Raw genomic sequence first — 16,268 nt, 5'->3', positions numbered from 1 at the left:
ACTCTGCGAGGTATGGCGGTCGCGGCTTGGCCCGGGGCACCGAGAGGCGGTGCACCGCACCCAGAAGAAAAGGAAAGATCGAGAGATGCCACAGGGAACTGTGAAGTGGTTCAACGCGGAGAAGGGGTTCGGCTTCATCGCCCCCGAGGATGGCTCCGCGGATGTTTTTGTCCACTACACGGAGATCCAGGGTTCGGGCTTCCGCACCCTTGAAGAGAACCAGAAGGTCGAGTTTGAGATCGGCCACAGCCCTAAGGGCCCCCAGGCCACCGGAGTCCGCTCGGTCTGATCCGAGCAGATTCTGACGAATCCCCCCGACGTGATCCCGCTGAGCGGGTCCGGCGGGGGGTTTTCGTTTCTGCCGTGAGCGCCTTGGTCGCCGCGCCGGACGGGGAGAACCCGCGGACCGGGTTACTGGCCTACTGTCGGTGGCGTGAGTCAGCTGTCCTTCTTTGCCGCGGAGTCGGTGCCGCCCGCGGTCGAGGACCTATCCGGAGTGTTGGCAGCATCCGGCCAGGTCGTGATGGTTGGTGCTGGTGCGCGGCTGTCGGTGGTGGTCGGGGAGTCCTGGCGAGCCGAAGCTCTCGCCGAGATGATGCGGGAGGCGGGCCTGGTGCCTGAGATCACCCACACCGACGAGGACACGCCGCTGGTGCGTACCGCCGTAGACCCCAGATTGCGCGCAATCGCCGCGGAGTGGACCCGTGGTGCGGTCAAGACGGTTCCGCCGCGATGGCTGCCAGGTCCGCGAGAGCTGCGCGCCTGGGCGCTGGCCGCCGGCAGTCCCGAGGCCGACCGATATCTGCTGGGGCTTGATCCGCACGCACCCGATACACATTCGCCGTTGGCGTCGGCTCTGATGCGAGTGGGCATTGCACCTACTTTGATCGGCACCCGAGGGGGCCACCCGGCGCTGCGGATAAGCGGGCGACGAAGGCTATCGCGCCTGGTAGAGAACGTGGGGGAACCCCCGCCCGGTGCCGAAGCGTTGGCTCAATGGCCCCGGGGCTAGGCGCCTGTGGACCCCGGTTTTCCGGGGAGCTGAATTGCAGCCAGTTTGCGCAGGCCCGCCTTAGGGTGCGAAATTGTCTGTTGCCCGCAGGTGGGAATGTCGGGCTATTGGATTTCGCCTGAAATTCAGCAGCCGGCCTGGCACCCTTCTGCAAGGGTGGCCCCGCCAGCGGGGCTGGGATGAGAGATGGAGCGTAACCGCAGTTGGCTGACCCGAAAACGAAGGGCCCTGGAAGCCGTAGCAGCGGCGGAAATGGGAGCGGCCGGCGACTTGTCATAGTCGAGTCGCCCACCAAGGCGCGCAAACTTGCTGGTTACCTGGGGCCCAGGTACATAGTCGAATCCTCGCGTGGCCACATCCGCGACCTGCCGCGGGCCGCCGCGGATGTGCCCGCCAAGTTCAAGTCCGAGCCGTGGGCGCGCCTCGGCGTCAATGTCGACGCGGACTTCGAACCGCTCTACATCATCAGCCCGGAGAAGAAGAGCGCGGTCAGCGAGCTCAAAGACCTGCTCAAAGACGTCGACGAGCTCTACCTGGCCACTGATGGTGACCGCGAGGGCGAGGCGATCGCCTGGCACTTGCTGGAAACCCTCAAACCGCGCGTGCCGGTCAAACGGATGGTCTTCCACGAGATCACCGAACCGGCCATCCTCGAAGCCGCGGAAAACCCCCGTGACCTGGACATGGACCTCGTCGATGCGCAGGAGACCCGGCGCATCCTGGACCGGCTGTACGGCTACGAGGTCAGTCCGGTGCTGTGGAAAAAGGTCGCGCCCAAGCTGTCGGCCGGCCGGGTGCAGTCGGTGGCCACGCGGATGATCGTGCAGCGAGAGCGCGACCGGATGGCGTTCCGCAGCGCGTCCTACTGGGACATCGTCGCCACGCTGGACGCCAGCGTGTCCGACCCGAAGGCCGCGCCGCCCACCTTTGTCGCCCGACTGACCAGTGTGGACGGCTTGCGGGTGGCCACCGGTCGCGATTTCGACTCGCTGGGCACGTTGCGCAAGGCCGACGAGGTCACCGTGCTCGACGAGGCCCGTGCGGCCGCGCTGGCCACCGGCCTACACGGCGCGCAGCTGAGCGTGGCCTCGGTCGAGGAAAAGCCCTACAGCCGCCGTCCGTACCCACCGTTTATGACCTCGACGCTGCAGCAGGAGGCCGGCCGCAAGTTGCGGTTTTCCGGTGAGCGGACGATGAGCATCGCTCAGCGGCTCTACGAAAACGGTTACATCACCTACATGCGAACCGACTCGACGACCCTGTCGGAGTCGGCGATCAACGCCGCGCGCACCCAGGCGCGCCAGCTCTACGGCGAAGAGTATGTGGCATCATCTCCGCGCCAGTACACCCGCAAGGTGAAGAACGCGCAGGAGGCGCACGAGGCCATCCGCCCCGCGGGTGAGACGTTCGCAACCCCCGACGCCGTGCGTCGTGAACTCGACGGCGACGAATTCCGGCTCTACGAGCTGATCTGGCAGCGCACGGTGGCCTCCCAGATGGCGGATGCCCGCGGCACCACGCTGAGCCTGCGGATCGGTGGTAGCGCGGGTGAGCAGCAGGTGGTGTTCTCGGCGAGCGGTCGCACCCTGACCTTCCCCGGGTTCCTCAAGGCCTACGTGGAGACGGTGGACGAACTGGTCGGTGGCGAGGCCGATGACGCCGAGCGGCGCCTGCCGAATCTGACGCCGGGCCAGCGGCTCGACGCGGTCGAGCTGACCCCGGACGGGCACACCACCAACCCGCCCGCCCGCTACACCGAGGCCTCGCTGGTCAAGGCCTTCGAGGAGCTGGGAATCGGACGCCCGTCCACCTACACCCCGATCATCAAGACGATCCAGGACCGCGGCTACGTACACAAGAAGGGCAGCGCCCTGGTGCCGTCGTGGGTGGCGTTCGCGGTCACCGGATTGTTGGAGCAACATTTCGGGCACCTCGTCGACTACGGCTTCACCGCGGCGATGGAAGACGAGCTCGATGCCATCGCATCTGGTCAGGAGCGGCGCACCGACTGGCTCAACAACTTCTACTTCGGTGGCGACCACGGCGTGTCTGATTCGGTGGCGCGCGCCGGGGGGCTCAAGAAGCTCGTCGGTGTCAACCTCGAAGGCATTGATGCGCGAGAAGTCAACTCCATCAAGCTGTTTGACGATGATCAGGGGCGTCCCATCTACGTTCGGGTGGGCAAGAACGGTCCCTACCTGGAACGCACCATAACCGGCGAAGACGGTGAGCCGACCCCGCAGCGCGCCAACCTCAATGACTCGCTGACACCCGACGAGCTGACCCTGGTGCTGGCCGAAGAGCTATTCGCCACGCCGCAGGAAGGCCGCGTGCTGGGCATCGACCCGGAATCCGGCCACGAGATCGTCGCCAAGGACGGGCGCTACGGGCCGTATGTGACCGAGATTCTTCCCGAACCTCCCGCACCCGAAGCCGGGACCGAGGCCCCCGCCAAGAAGAGCAAGAAGGCCACCGGGCCCAAACCCCGCACCGGTTCGCTGCTGCGCAGCATGGACCTGCAGACGATCACCCTCGAGGACGCGCTCAAGCTGCTCTCGCTGCCGCGCGTGGTGGGCACGGATCCCGCTTCCGGCGAAGAGATCACCGCGCAGAACGGGCGCTATGGGCCATATCTGAAGCGCGGCACCGATTCTCGCTCCCTGGCCACCGAAGACCAGATTTTCTCCATCACCCTTGACGAAGCGCTCAAGATCTACGCCGAACCCAAGCGTTCTGGCCGGCAGAGCGCTTCGGCTCCGCCGCTTCGTGAGCTGGGGACCGATGCCGCGTCGGGCAAGCCGATGGTGATCAAGGACGGGCGGTTCGGTCCGTATGTCACCGACGGTGAAACCAACGCCAGTCTGCGCAAGGGCGACGAGGTCGCGTCGATTACCGACGAGCGGGCCTCGGAATTGCTGGCTGACCGCCGGGCCCGAGGGCCGGTGAAGCGAGCCGCCAAGAAGACCACCCGCAAGTCGCCGGCGAAAAAGGCCGTCAAACGCGCGTGACCGGGGCCGGTTAGCTACCGCTTTTGGTGGAGACCTCTTGGGCTACAGCGAGGTTCAGCGGGCGGGCCAGCTGGGTCGGTGCGGTCCGTCCGCGTAGTTCGACGACTTCGGCGACGTCCCAGCACAAGGCTTCGGCGTCTAGCGCCCCGCTGACCGCGATCGCCGAGGCCAGCACGTGGCCTTCCTCGAGCTTGGCCAGCTCGGTGAGTCGGGCGGCCTCATTGACCGGGTCGCCGATCACGGTGTATTCGAAGCGGGCCTGCGCGCCGATGTGGCCGGCGATGGCCCTGCCGGCCGACACCCCGATGCCGAACTCCGCAGATCCCAGCACCGGAATGAGTTCGTCGTGCAACTCGCGCGCGGCGCGCAGCGCGGCGCCGGCGCCGTCGGGGTGTTCGATCGGTGCGCCGAAAATCGCCAGGGCGGCATCGCCCTGGAACTTGTTGACGAATCCGCCGTGGCGCGCGACGGTGTCGACCACCACCCGGAAGAATTCGTTGAGCAGGCCGACCACCTCGACCGGCGGTCGGGTCGCCGCCAGCTGGGTCGAGCCCACCAGGTCGACGAACAGCACCGCGACATCGCGTTCCTGCCCGCCAAGCTCGGTACCGCGTTCGATGGCGCGCCGGGCCACGTCCTCGCCGACATATCGACCGAACAGGTCACGCAGGCGTTGCCGCTCGGACAGGTCGCGGACCATGTCGTTGAACCCAGCCTGCAGCAGGCCCAGCTCGCTGGCGTCGTAGATCTGCATGTGCGCGTTGTAGTTGCCGCGCTGCACCTCCGACAGCGCCCAACGCAGCTGGCGCAGCGGATCAGCGATCGACATGGACACCAGCAGCGTGCTGACCGAGCCGATCGCCAACGCTGCCAGCGCGAGCAGCAGGATGGGATTGAACAGCTTGTCCGGGGTGGCGTGCAGAATCGCCATCTTGTCGGCCACCACGGCCAGCACGATCGCCAACAGTGGTACCGCGGTGGACAGCACCCAGGCCAGCATCAACCGCAAGATGACCCCGGGCGAACGCAAGTTCTCCGGTACCCCACTGCGCAGCGCGGCCACCGCGACCGGCCGCAGCACCCGCTCAGACTGCAGGTAGCCGATGATCGCGGTGGCGATGGCGCCCAGGGCGGTGGCAATCGCCACCACGGGCGCCGCATAGCGAGCCACCGACCAGCTGGCGACGATGAAGATCACGCTGCCGATCGCCCACGACCCGACGCTGATCAAGGTGCGATAGAACGGCATGCGCAGCACCCGGCTGCGGGCCAGCTCGGTGGCGGACGGGTCGGCCGCCGCAACCAGATTGTCGCGGCGCTGCCACCGGAAGACCGGCACCAGCAGCTTGAGGTTCAATGCGAACCCGGCGAGGAACAAGGTAATCACGGAGGTGAGGAAGATCGCCAGATTCAGTGGTGGTAGATCCTGCAGCTGGATGCGATCGTTGGGTGGCAAGCCATAGCGCAGAAAGCCCAGAACGAATAGGCCGCCGATGATGTCGGCCTGCAACATACTCAGCGAAAACACCGGCCACGGAGTGCGCACTACCCACCGGGCGAACCCGTTGATCCGCCCGGGCAGGGTTGCCACGGTAGCCACCAGCCCACCGTATCCGGATGGGGGGACTCGCCGGAAACCTACGTGGGACTCGGCAAGTCGTTACCGAGTCGACTCGAGACGGGAAAGATAACGGAAATGTCGCGAAACGGTAGCCAATCGGTATCTGTCGGCGGGGACTAATAGTGTCCACGGTGATGTCTGGGGTATTCGCGCGGCTGGTAGGCCAGGGGGCGGTGGAATCGGAGCTGCTCGCGGCCGCTAGGTCAGCTCGCAGTGATTCGACTCACAGTTCAGGGTTTGACGGGGATATGACACATGCGTGGCTGATCACCGGGCCCCCGGGCTCGGGGCGGTCAATCGCCGCATTGTGCTTCGCCGCGGCGCTGCAGTGCACGTCAGACGGCGATCCGGGGTGCGGACGTTGTCGGTCCTGTTTGACCACCATGGCGGGGACTCACGCGGACGTGCGGCGGGTGATTCCCGAAGGCCTCTCTATCGGAGTTGACGACATGCGCGCGATCGTGCAGATCGCATCGCGCCGCCCAACCACCGGGCGCCATCAGATCGTGCTGATCGAAGACGCCGATCGGTTGACCGAAGGTGCGGCCAACGCCCTGCTCAAGGTGGTCGAGGAGCCGCCCGCATCGACGGTGTTCCTGTTGTGCGCACCATCGGTGGATCCCGAGGACATCGCGGTCACGTTGCGGTCCCGGTGTCGCCATGTCGCGTTGGTGACGCCGCCGACCACCGCGATTGCCCAGGTACTGATCGACAACGATGGGTTGGCGGCCGAGACGGCGAATTGGGCGGCGTCGGTCAGCGGTGGCCATGTGGGCCGGGCGCGGCGGCTGGCCACCGACCCGGAGGCGCGGCAGCGACGCGAGCGAGCGTTGGGGCTGGTTCGTGACGCCGCGACGCCGGCGCGGGCCTACGCCGCGGCCGAGGAGTTGGTCGCCGCCGCCGAGGCCGAGGCGCTGGCGCTGACTTCCGATCGCGCCGAGGCCGAAACCGAGGAGCTGCGTACCGCACTGGGGGCTGGTGGCACCGGGAAAGGGACTGCCGGCACGATGCGTGGCTCCGCCGGCGCGATCAAGGACCTGGAACGGCGGCAGAAGTCCCGCCACACCCGGGCCGCGCGCGATGCGCTGGACCGGGCCCTGATCGACCTGGCCACCTATTTTCGGGATGCGCTGCTGGTTTCGGCGAAGGCCGACCAGCCGCGGGCCAACCATCCGGACATGGCTGACCGGGTCGCTGCGCTGGCCGCACACGCGACTCCGGAGCGGCTGTTGCGTTGCATCGAGGCCGTGCTGAACTGCCGTGAAGCGCTGTCGATCAACGTAAAGCCAAAATTTGCGGTTGACGCCATGGTGGCAGCCATTGGGCAGGAACTGCAGTAGCGGGGGGCCGGTCGGTCGATCCGGACTTGGGCGGACCTGCCCGCCTGCCGTAGACTCGTGCCGCCCGGAATGAGGGCACGCCGCCTTAGCTCAGTCGGTAGAGCGATTCACTCGTAATGAATAGGTCAGGAGTTCGATTCTCCTAGGCGGCTCGTTTGTTTGTGGTGGTCAGCCGTGCGGGCCGGTCGCGCCCGCCGTGCCGGCGGTGCCCGCTTTGCCGTCTGCGCCCGCGGTGGCCCCGCTGCCGCCGGCACCGAAGCCGCCGGCGGCGCCGCCAGCACCACCCGCGCCCCCAGCGCCAGGGGCCCCCGTCGAGCCGTCGGCGCCGGCGTGGCTGAACAAGATGCCTCCCTGACTGCCGATGCCGCCCACCGAGCCGGTGGCACCGCCCTCGCCGCCCTGGGCGCCGTCACCGCCGTCACCGCCGTCGCCGCCGTCGCCGCCGAAGGCGATTTGGGTGGATCCGTTGCCGCCGGCACCACCCGCGGCTCCTGCGCCGCCCGCGCCGCCGGTGCCGCCGGTCCCGCCCGCGCCGCCGCTGCCGCCGTCGCCGCCGTTGCCGATCAACAGGCCACTGGTCCCGGCGTCACCGCCCCTACCCCCGACGCCGCCCTCACCACCGATGGCCATCGAATTAGCGCCGGCGCCGCCGTTACCGCCGATGCCCCCACGGGAGCTTCCGTCTCCGCCGACGCCGCCCCCGGCGCCCGAGCCCCCCGCACCGCCGGTGCCGCCGGTCCCACCAACACCGCCGTCGCCGCCGCTACCGCCATTGCCGAACAGCAGGCTCGCCGCCCCGCCGTTGCCGCCGTTACCCCCGGTGCCGCCGTTACCGCCGGTGCCGACAGAGGGGTCAGAGTCTCCGCCGTCGCCCCCATGACCGCCGGTGGCGGAGCTCGCTGCGGTCGCGTCGCCGCCGTTGCCGCCGATGCCGCCAACGCCGGCGGCGGCGCCGGTGCCCCCGGTCCCGCCAGTCCCGCCGGTCCCGCCGTTGCCGCCGCTGCCGATCAATAGCCCGCCACGGCCACCGTCGCCGCCGGTCCCGCCGCCACCGGCGGTACCCCCGGAGACGTCGGTGGCAAAGCCGCGGCCGCCATCGCCGCCATCGCCGCCGATGCCACTCGCCAAACCGGTGGCCTTGCCGCCATCGCCACCCGCGCCACCCGAGCCGCCGGGGATTCCGCCTTGACTGCCGTCGCCGCCGGCGCCCCCGTGGGCTTGCCCCGTGAAGCTCTCGGCGTCCCCGCCGGCACCGCCGGCCCCGCCATTGGCGCCGCCACCGGGATCACCGCCGGCCCCGCCCTTGCCCCCGGTGGCCGACCCCGATGAGGCAGTGGCGCTGCCGCCGGCGCCTCCGGTACCGCCGGTCTCGCCGGTCCCACCGGTATCACCGGTATCGCCGTTTCCCCCGGTCAGGGGGCCATTGCCGCTAACGTTGCCGCCGGCGGCACCGGTTCCGGCTGTCCCGGTGGGGGTGGGGTTGACACCGTCTGCCCCGGCCAGGCCGGTCCCACCCTGGCCCCCGGTGCCGCCATCGCCGAACAGGAACGCGTTGCCACCGTTTCCGCCATGCCCGGGACTACCGCCGTTGACGCCCGCCATGGCGGTCCCGCCTTGGCCGCCGATGCCGCCGTTGCCCCAGAACAGGCCGCCGGTGCCGCCGGTGCCGCCGGTGGCGCCGGCCCCACCGACACCTCCGGTGCCGCCGCTACCGAGCAACCCCGCGTTGCCGCCGGCGCCGCCATTTTGGCCGGGCGCACCGGAGCCGCCGGTGCCGCCGTTGCCGATCAAGATGCCGCCGTCGGCGCCGTTGGCCCCGCTGCCGGGTGCGCCGTCGGCGCCGTTGCCGATGATGGGACGGCCCAACAGCGCCTGGGTGGGTGCGTTGATCAGTCCCAGCACGTCGCGTTCGAGGACCTGCAAGGGCGAGACATTGGCGGCTTCGGCACTGGCATAGGACAGTCCAGCGCCGCTCAGCGTTTGGGTGAACCACTGATGAAACTGCCCGGCTTGGACACTGAGTGCCTGATAGGCGCGGGCATGCGAGGAGAACAGGGCGGCCACCGCCGCCGAAACCTCATCCGCGCCGGCGGCCTGCAGCACGGTCGTCGGCAGCACCGCCGCGGCATTGGCTGTGTTGAGCGCGGCGTCGATGCGTGCCAATTCTGTCGCCGTCGATGTCAATAGGTCTGACGCCGCCACCACGTATGACACCGCTGTACTCCTAGGCATGAAAACCGTTGTTGACTTGCGGGCCAACGCTACCTTCAAATTTCGCTGAAAGTTATTGTCTTGGAGAAAACTTCGAGACAACTAATTCATCCGGAAGGGAATTATCGCGCCGCTTATTCGGGAGCCAGAAAACCCACCGGACCGGAGGCGACACACACCGCCAATGCGGTGGTATTGGCTCGCACGGTGATCACATCGCCGGCGCCTGGCAGCCGGGCGTAGACCCGGTTGAGGCCCGGATGCACCGGAACTTTGCGCTCGGGTCCCTCCGGCAGCGCCAGCGTTATCGACCCGTCGCTGTTGGCAAGATAATTGAGTTCAACGGTCCAGTCGGCGGGTAGCAACGGGCCGTCCAGGACCAGCCGTGCGGGCTGGTCTGGCTGCGCGAAATAGCCGCATTGGGGCATGGGGCCGGGAACAATCGTCCGTATCCAGGTAACTCGCGCATCGACCAAATTTCCAGAGCTGGTAAACATTCTCAGTTTGGTTGTCGCCGTCGCGAAATCGGGGCGGTTCGGCAACAGTGCGAACATATGGCTGGCCAGGTTTTCCGGCCAGGCCACCCGTTGCAGCACCAGTGGATCGACTTCTTGATCCAGTAGCGGGGCATTCGAATTTATCTGGGCGCCAGCCAAGCTCGCTTCCGCATTCTGCAGGTATGACTTGGTCGGGTTGTCGCGCCAGCTGGTCAGAAAGGTCGCCGTCGAGTAGAGGCTGCTGGCCAGGAATAGCATCGCCGCGGCGGTGATCGTGCTGGCCCGGACGCGCGAGGCATTCAACCAATCTGACGGCCGATTCGCCGCGGTCAAGGCGACGGCGGCCAACAGCGCCAACACCACCACCAGATCGGGGAAATAGCGCAGCGTCTGCGCCAATTCCAGGGCGGTGAACCGCGATGAGCGCATCAGGTAGATCGGCACCTGGCAGGCGACGGCGTAGCCGGCCGCGGTCAGCCACACCGCGCCGATGCGTCGTTTACGGATCAGCGACAAGCCGAGTAGCCCGGCCAGCACCAGCCATCCGAGCGCCATCACCGTCGGCGGCGGCGTCGCCCACGGGGACGCCGGGGCCCAGCGATCCCAGCGCCACGGTCCGCCGGCCAGGCCCCCCACGATGCCGTGCGTGATCGATCGACACAGCAGGTCCCAGGTCATTGCCAGATCCCCACTCCAGCGCTTCTGGTCAACCACGGCCAGATAGAGCACCATCCAGCCGGCGGTCAGCGCCAGCGCCGCCGTCCACAACCGGATCCCGGCCTGCCAGGCCGTGCGCAGCGGACGCTTGTCGCCGCCGACATGGCAGACCAGGGCGCTGACCGCGAAGGCGACGAACGGGACCACCGCCGCCTTTTCGAAGAACAGCAGGCCGGCGAAGTAGGCGAGCACCGCGCTCACCGCGTATCGCTGGTTGCCGGTGCGGATCAGCAGGATCGCGTCACCGCACACCCAGGCCAGCGCCGCCAGCAGCGGCAGCGAGTTCAGTGCCGCCGCCCACCACGCGAATCCGGGCACCCCCAGCGGGGTGAACAGCGCGAACGTCAGCGGGATGAGCAAGACCCGGCGCCAGCCCAGGATCACGTAGAGCGCTCGCAGCAGCGCTAGCGATGCCAGCAGCTGCAGCACCACCAGGCTGATCGCGGGTCCGGTCCAATCCAGCGGCATCAGCCGGATGATGATGCCGGCAACCAGAAATGCGCCGGGCATGACGTGGCCGTCATGGTCGTCGAACAGGTAGGTCGCCGAGAGCAGGTCCTGGGTGCCGGCCCGGCCGACCAGGATCAAATCGTCCCAATAGAAATACCCCCGGAACGCCAGCACGGCTCGAACCCCCAGCTGAATCATGATCAGCGCGATGGCGGCCACCGCGACCTTGGGCACGGGCCTGGTCCGGGTGGGCATGGTTATTTCTTACCGGTCGGTATTGTGGGCCGGTGCGTGCACTGGTCACCGGCGCGGCCGGTTTCATCGGATCGACACTGGTCGACCGTCTCCTGGCAGACGGTCACACGGTGGTCGGACTGGATAATTTCGCAACTGGCCGGGCGACCAATCTCGAGCATCTGGTCGACAACCTTGCGCATGTCTTCGTCGAAGCCGACATCGTGGACGCGGATCTGCAGGCAATTTTCGAGCAGCACCGGCCCGAAGTGATTTTTCATCTGGCGGCGCAAATCGACGTCCGCCATTCGGTGGCCGATCCGCAATTCGACGCCTCGGTCAATGTCATCGGTACCCTGCGGCTGGCCGAAGCGGCCCGGCTCACCGGCGTCCGCAAGGTGGTGCATACCTCCTCGGGCGGATCCATCTATGGCACCCCGCCGCAGTACCCGACCAGCGAGCGGGTGCCCACCGACCCGGCATCGCCGTATGCCGCCGGCAAGGTTGCCGGGGAGATCTACCTCAACACATTTCGGCATCTGTACGGCCTGGAGTGTTCCCACATCGCCCCGGCCAATGTGTACGGCCCGCGCCAAGACCCGCACGGCGAGGCGGGGGTGGTGGCGATCTTCGCGCAGGCGCTGCTGTCGGGTAAGCCCACCAAGGTGTTCGGCGACGGCACCAACACCCGCGACTACGTGTTTGTCGACGACGTCGTCGATGCCTTCGTCAAGGCGGGCGGCGACGTGGGCGGCGGCCAACGGTTCAACATCGGCACCGGCGTGGAAACCTCGGACCGCCAACTGCACTCAGCTGTGGCCGCGGCCGTCGGCGGCCCCGACGACCCGGAGTTTCACCCGCCGCGGCTGGGCGACCTGAAACGGTCCTGCCTCGACATCAGCCGGGCCGAAGAGGTGCTGGGCTGGTGTCCGCAAGTCGAACTGGCAGACGGGGTGCGGCGCACCGTCGACTACTTCCGGCGAACCCACGGCAGCTGATTGTCTGGGCCGGCCTCAGCGTGGCTCCGGTGTCTGAGCTCCTTCGAGCGCTATGGCGCGGGCCAGCCGCGCGTAGCGCAGCTCCAGGTCTTTGAACCGCATGTAGGTGCTCAGCGTGGTGAAGCTGAACGCCATGATCAGCGCGTAGAGCATCAGATCGGTGCCCCGGCGCACTCCGAACCAATGTGCGACCACCGTGGTGTCGTCCGGTCGCAGCACCGCGTAGATACCGGCCAGGACGAATAGGACGTAGCCGACTTTGACCCATGCCCGCGACCGGGCGCTGCGGCGGGAGCGCAGCAGATAGAACAGCAACGCGATGATCGACCCGATCAACAGCACCTGGATCCAGTTCATCGTCGTATCCTCCCTCGCAAAAACCCGTCGAAAATGATGTTGACGCCGTTGAGCAGGGGCTGCCCTTTCGACTTCGAGTAGTCGGTGTAGAGCACCTCGACGGGTTCTTCGGCAACGCGCCAATGGTTTTCGGCGATCAGCATGACGAACTCGGTGGCGTGGCTCATCCCGCTCATGGTGATGTTCAGCCCATCGGCCACGGTCTTGTTGAACACCCGCAGGCCGTTGTTGGTATCGGTCAGGCCCAACCGGCGACCGCGCGGACTCAGGCGCGCCGCGGTCTGCAGCACAATTCGCTTCAGCAGGGGCGGGCGGCTCCCGACGGGCCGCCCGAAGCGGGTTCCGATCACCACGTCGACGTCGCCGACCGACAACCGATCCACCATGGCGGCCAGGTCCTTGACGCGGTGCTGACCGTCGGCGTCGAACGTGGCGAAGATCTGGGCTCCCGGCTGCTTACGGGCGTATTCGACCCCGGTCTGGATGGCCGCGCCCTGGCCCAGATTGATCGGATGAGCCACCACGTGAGCCCCGGCCCGCAGGGCGATATCGCCGGTGCCGTCGGTGCTGCCGTCGTCCACGCACACCACATGGCCGAAGGTTGACCGCAGTTGCGCGATCACCTCGCCGATGACGGTGGCTTCGTTGAAGGCGGGAACGACGATCCAGACGTCGGGGTGATGCGTATCAATATCCATTTTCACGGCCATCTAGGCCCACAAATTACACGCTTGGCCAGTGCCCATCATCTGCTCGCGTATCCGGCGCGCGCCAGCGCGAGCAGATGAACACCGATCCCTACCAATGGGCCACACAACAGCGCCACCACCGTGCGGGCTTCCAGCGGTAGCGGCAACAGCAGCAGCAACCCTGATGCCGCTGTCGCGCTCACCCAGCCTAGTGAGTAAGCCCGGTGCAGTGCGGCCGCCACCGCCGCGGCTCCGGTGAGCGTCAACATGGCGATCGCCACGGCGGCCGCGGTCAGCCAGGCCAGCAGGGCGCCGCTGGCCTGATATTGCTGCCCGAAGGCCGAACGCAGTAACCACGGGCCCACCGCTCCCGCGGCCAGCACCCCGATCGCACCGATACCGCCGATGAGTGCGGCCGGCGAGATCAGTGCCCGCAGTCGCTGCGCGCTCTCGTCGACGAAATGGGCGATGAGGTTTCCCTGCATCGCGGTCAGCGGCACCAGCAGCGGCGCACGGGTCAAGGTCACCGCCAAGATGATCACCCCGCCCTGGGGGCCGAGCTCGTTGGAGGTCAGCTTCAGCAGGACCGGAAACCCCATCACCAGAATCGCGCTGGCACCGGCGGCGGTGATGGAATGCGCGGCACCCCGCAGGAACGTTGCCGTGCTGCCCGGCGTCAGCAAGCGTGCCGTCGCGCGCGCGACGGGCGAAGCCAGCAGCAGAATCAGCCAGGAGACCGAGCCCGCCACCGTCGCCCACAGGAAGCCGACCAGACCCCACCCAATGGCAAACGTTGCCGCCGCGACCGCCACTCGGATTATCGCGTCGGTCACCATCAACGATCCGTAGTGCGACCACCGGTTGGTGCCGGCCAGCATGCCCAAAAGCGTGGCATGCAGACAGAATCCGGCCAGTCCCACACTGAGCAGTCCCACCGACAACCAGCGGTCCTCCACGAACACCCGCCCGCTCCACAGCGGCGAGCTGCCCGCGATCACCACGGCCGAGGCCAGCCCGACCATCCCGGCGATTCGCAGGGGATGGGTGCGGCCTCCTTCCGGCACGACGTCCAGGTACCGCGCGGAGCGGACTTCGCGCGTGGCTTCTTGCAGGAGCCCGTTGGCGGCGCCGGAAACCAGGCCGAATGCGCCCCAGAACACCCCGAACACGGAGAAGCCGCTGGGAGCCAAGTCCCGGGCGGCCAGATAGATCACCGTATAACCGCACAGCGCGGTGACCGCGGTGGCGGTGCCGACGCGTGCCACGCTGCCTCGCGCGATCGCCCTCCCAGAGGCGCCCGCCGCTCCCGTTGTTCCCCCTACTTCGGTCACCGTGGCAGCACTAACGGCCAACCGACCTGATGCTGGGCACGTTTGCAGCCACGCTTGCAAATACTAGGCGTGTGGGCCGCGGGTGCTCGCCAGGCCGGTTCGGCGTTGTTTTGGCTTGCCCTGAGGGGCTCTCGGGTATAGATGAAGTGCACTGGAAAGGACCCATGACAACGATCCGCGTGTTCGGGTTGTCGCTGCTGGTGACCGGGGCGGCTTTAGTTGCCGGGTATTGGCACGGCGGAGTGACCGCGCTGTTCCTGCTGGTGGTGCTGGCGATCCTGGAGATATCGCTGTCGTTCGACAACGCCATCATCAACGCCACGATCCTCAAGCAGATGAGCCAGTTCTGGCAGCAGATGTTCCTGACCATCGGGATCGTGATTGCCGTCTTCGGAATGCGGTTGGTGTTCCCGCTGACCATCGTCTGGGTTACCGCGGGTCTTGATCCGGTCCGCGCGATGAGGTTGGCGCTGAACCCGCCGCCCGGCGGCGCGCTGGACTTCCCGGACGGCTCACCCAGCTACGAGAAACTGATCAGCGCGGCCCACCCGCAGATCGCGGCGTTCGGCGGGATGTTCTTGTTGACGCTGTTTCTGGATTTCGTGTTCAACGACCGTGAGATCAAGTGGCTGAAGTGGATTGAGGCGCCGTTCGCCCGGATCGGGCGGCTGGGTCAGGTCCACGTGATGGTGGCGTGCGTGACGCTGATCTTCGCTGGTCCCGGGTTGACGGATTCCAGCGACGACCTGGGCACCGTAATGGTCGCCGGGCTGCTGGGTCTGGTGACCTACCTCGTGGTCAACGGATTGAGCCGGGCGTTGCAGCCGCCTCAGGTCGGTGCCGGACCTGGCGAACTCGTCGCCCGGGGGGCGGTGGGCAAGGCCGGGTTCATGCTCTTCATGTACCTCGAGGTGCTCGACGCCTCGTTCTCCTTCGACGGGGTCACCGGGGCATTCGCGATCACGAGCGACCCGATCGTCATCGCGTTAGGGCTGGGCTTGGTGGGCGCCATGTTCGTTCGGTCGATCACGATCTATCTGGTCCGACAGGACGCTCTGGACCGCTACGTCTACCTCGAACACGGCGCGCACTGGGCGATCGGTGCGCTCGCGGTGATCATGCTGATGTCCATCGACCACCACCTGCAGATCCCCGAGTGGATCACGGCATCGATCGGCGTGGTGTTTATCGGGGCGGCGTTCACCAACAGCGTGGTGCGCAACCGGCGAGCCGGCGGCTGAGCCGGAAATCAGTGGCCGTCGGTCTTGAACCGCTCCACCGACCGCATCACCTCGGCCTCGGCCTCTTCGCGGCCCACCCAGTCGGCCGCCTTGACGAACTTGCCCGGTTCGAGGTCTTTGTAGTGGACAAAGAAGTGCTTGATGGCTTCCAGCTCGAACGCCGGAACGTTGTCGATGTCCTGGATGTGGTCCCAACGATGGTCGCCGGCCGGGACGCACAGCACCTTGTCGTCGCCACCCTTTTCGTCGACCATCCGGAACATTCCGACCGGCCGAGCCTCCACCAGCACACCCGGGAACAGCGGCTCCGGCAGCAGTACCAGGGCGTCCAGCGGGTCGCCATCCTCGCCGAGGGTGTCCTCGATGAAGCCGTAGTCGGTGGGGTAGGCCATCGGGGTGTACAGGTAGCGGTCCAGTTTGACCCTGCCGGTCTCGTGATCGACCTCGTACTTGTTGCGCTGGCCCTTGGGAATCTCGATAGTCACGTCGAATTGCATCGCGTGGCTCCTTTGACTTAGTGAGGCCAGAAGAGGCCTGGGATTAGGTCAAATGCGTCCGGTGA

At 67.2% G+C, this 16,268-nt stretch carries 13 protein-coding genes and 1 tRNA gene; 7 read left to right on the top strand and 7 right to left on the bottom strand.

The annotated features are described in order from the left end of the window. The first annotated feature begins 85 nt into the window (after nucleotides 1-85). From cspA to topA, 3 genes are all read left to right on the top strand, one after another. Complete coding sequence (gene cspA / locus CCUG20998_RS25660; RefSeq protein WP_007166602.1) at nucleotides 86-289, top strand: cold shock protein CspA; 204 nt, start codon at nucleotides 86-88, stop codon at nucleotides 287-289. A 144-nt stretch (nucleotides 290-433) separates the two neighbouring features. Next, on the top strand, nucleotides 434-1,012 hold the full coding sequence (locus tag CCUG20998_RS25655) for a hypothetical protein (RefSeq protein WP_011741857.1): 579 nt from the start codon (nucleotides 434-436) through the stop codon (nucleotides 1,010-1,012). 203 nt (nucleotides 1,013-1,215) lie between these two features. Next, entirely contained in the window at nucleotides 1,216-4,020 is a 2,805-nt protein-coding gene (gene topA, locus CCUG20998_RS25650) for a type I DNA topoisomerase (RefSeq protein WP_036456737.1), read from the top strand. A 10-nt stretch (nucleotides 4,021-4,030) separates the two neighbouring features. On the opposite strand, the gene CCUG20998_RS25645 is transcribed toward topA, so the two are convergent. Next, entirely contained in the window at nucleotides 4,031-5,620 is a 1,590-nt protein-coding gene (locus tag CCUG20998_RS25645) for an adenylate/guanylate cyclase domain-containing protein (RefSeq protein WP_020730888.1), read from the bottom strand. Between the two features lie 155 nt (nucleotides 5,621-5,775). Between CCUG20998_RS25645 and CCUG20998_RS25640 the strand changes: the two genes are divergently transcribed. Both CCUG20998_RS25640 and CCUG20998_RS25635 read left to right on the top strand, forming a co-directional pair. Then, a complete protein-coding gene (locus tag CCUG20998_RS25640) occupies nucleotides 5,776-6,981 on the top strand; it encodes a DNA polymerase III subunit delta' (RefSeq protein WP_036457064.1) in 1,206 nt (401 codons plus the stop codon). Nucleotides 6,982-7,060: 79 nt separating this feature from the next. Continuing rightward, nucleotides 7,061-7,133 (top strand) — tRNA-Thr (locus tag CCUG20998_RS25635). 16 nt (nucleotides 7,134-7,149) lie between these two features. Here the strand turns inward: CCUG20998_RS25635 and CCUG20998_RS25630 are convergent. Together CCUG20998_RS25630 and CCUG20998_RS25625 are read right to left on the bottom strand one after the other, a co-directional pair. Next, entirely contained in the window at nucleotides 7,150-9,195 is a 2,046-nt protein-coding gene (locus tag CCUG20998_RS25630; protein WP_038581038.1) for a PE family protein, read from the bottom strand. Nucleotides 9,196-9,326: 131 nt separating this feature from the next. Continuing rightward, nucleotides 9,327-11,111: a hypothetical protein gene (locus CCUG20998_RS25625; RefSeq protein WP_020730885.1), complete on the bottom strand. Its 1,785-nt coding sequence runs from the start codon at nucleotides 11,109-11,111 to the stop codon at nucleotides 9,327-9,329. 32 nt (nucleotides 11,112-11,143) lie between these two features. On the opposite strand from CCUG20998_RS25625, the gene CCUG20998_RS25620 reads away from it, so the two are divergent. Further along, complete coding sequence (locus tag CCUG20998_RS25620) at nucleotides 11,144-12,088, top strand: NAD-dependent epimerase/dehydratase family protein (protein ID WP_020730884.1); 945 nt, start codon at nucleotides 11,144-11,146, stop codon at nucleotides 12,086-12,088. A gap of 15 nt (nucleotides 12,089-12,103) precedes the next feature. Here the strand turns inward: CCUG20998_RS25620 and CCUG20998_RS25615 are convergent, their stop codons facing one another. Genes CCUG20998_RS25615 through CCUG20998_RS25605 form a run of 3 tightly spaced genes read right to left on the bottom strand, consistent with a single transcriptional unit; the run spans nucleotide 12,104 to nucleotide 14,486 of the window. After that, entirely contained in the window at nucleotides 12,104-12,445 is a 342-nt protein-coding gene (locus tag CCUG20998_RS25615; protein ID WP_011741846.1) for a DUF2304 domain-containing protein, read from the bottom strand. Next, on the bottom strand, nucleotides 12,442-13,155 hold the full coding sequence (locus CCUG20998_RS25610) for a glycosyltransferase family 2 protein (RefSeq protein ID WP_099052671.1): 714 nt from the start codon (nucleotides 13,153-13,155) through the stop codon (nucleotides 12,442-12,444). The genes CCUG20998_RS25615 and CCUG20998_RS25610 overlap by 4 nt, the downstream gene beginning before the upstream one ends. Before the next feature lie 35 nt (nucleotides 13,156-13,190). Then, a complete protein-coding gene (locus tag CCUG20998_RS25605) occupies nucleotides 13,191-14,486 on the bottom strand; it encodes a hypothetical protein (RefSeq protein WP_099052670.1) in 1,296 nt (431 codons plus the stop codon). 143 nt (nucleotides 14,487-14,629) lie between these two features. Between CCUG20998_RS25605 and CCUG20998_RS25600 the strand changes: the two genes are divergently transcribed. Further along, nucleotides 14,630-15,706 (top strand): DUF475 domain-containing protein, encoded by a 1,077-nt coding sequence (locus tag CCUG20998_RS25600; protein WP_020730881.1) that lies wholly within the window; start codon nucleotides 14,630-14,632, stop codon nucleotides 15,704-15,706. An 8-nt stretch (nucleotides 15,707-15,714) separates the two neighbouring features. Here CCUG20998_RS25600 and CCUG20998_RS25595 read toward each other — a convergent pair whose 3' ends face one another. Next, on the bottom strand, nucleotides 15,715-16,203 hold the full coding sequence (locus CCUG20998_RS25595) for an inorganic diphosphatase (protein ID WP_020730880.1): 489 nt from the start codon (nucleotides 16,201-16,203) through the stop codon (nucleotides 15,715-15,717). Nucleotides 16,204-16,268 lie beyond the last annotated feature (65 nt).

It is taken from the genome of Mycobacterium marinum (genome assembly GCF_003391395.1).
In the GTDB taxonomy this organism is placed as follows: domain Bacteria; phylum Actinomycetota; class Actinomycetes; order Mycobacteriales; family Mycobacteriaceae; genus Mycobacterium; species Mycobacterium marinum.
The sequence above is the reverse complement of the archived record's forward strand: the minus strand, read 5'-3'. Positions and strand labels throughout refer to the sequence as shown.

Bases quoted from the DNA above. Each gene is read 5' to 3' on its own strand.
- CCUG20998_RS25600 (WP_020730881.1), top strand. From the start codon at position 14,630: ATGACAACGATCCGCGTGTTCGGGTTGTCGCTGCTGGTGACCGGGGCG.
- CCUG20998_RS25615 (WP_011741846.1), bottom strand. From the start codon at position 12,445: ATGAACTGGATCCAGGTGCTGTTGATCGGGTCGATCATCGCGTTGCTG.
- CCUG20998_RS25640 (WP_036457064.1), top strand. From the start codon at position 5,776: ATGTCTGGGGTATTCGCGCGGCTGGTAGGCCAGGGGGCGGTGGAATCG.
- CCUG20998_RS25595 (WP_020730880.1), bottom strand. From the start codon at position 16,203: ATGCAATTCGACGTGACTATCGAGATTCCCAAGGGCCAGCGCAACAAG.
- cspA (WP_007166602.1), top strand. From the start codon at position 86: ATGCCACAGGGAACTGTGAAGTGGTTCAACGCGGAGAAGGGGTTCGGC.
- CCUG20998_RS25625 (WP_020730885.1), bottom strand. From the start codon at position 11,111: ATGCCCACCCGGACCAGGCCCGTGCCCAAGGTCGCGGTGGCCGCCATC.
- CCUG20998_RS25610 (WP_099052671.1), bottom strand. From the start codon at position 13,155: ATGGCCGTGAAAATGGATATTGATACGCATCACCCCGACGTCTGGATC.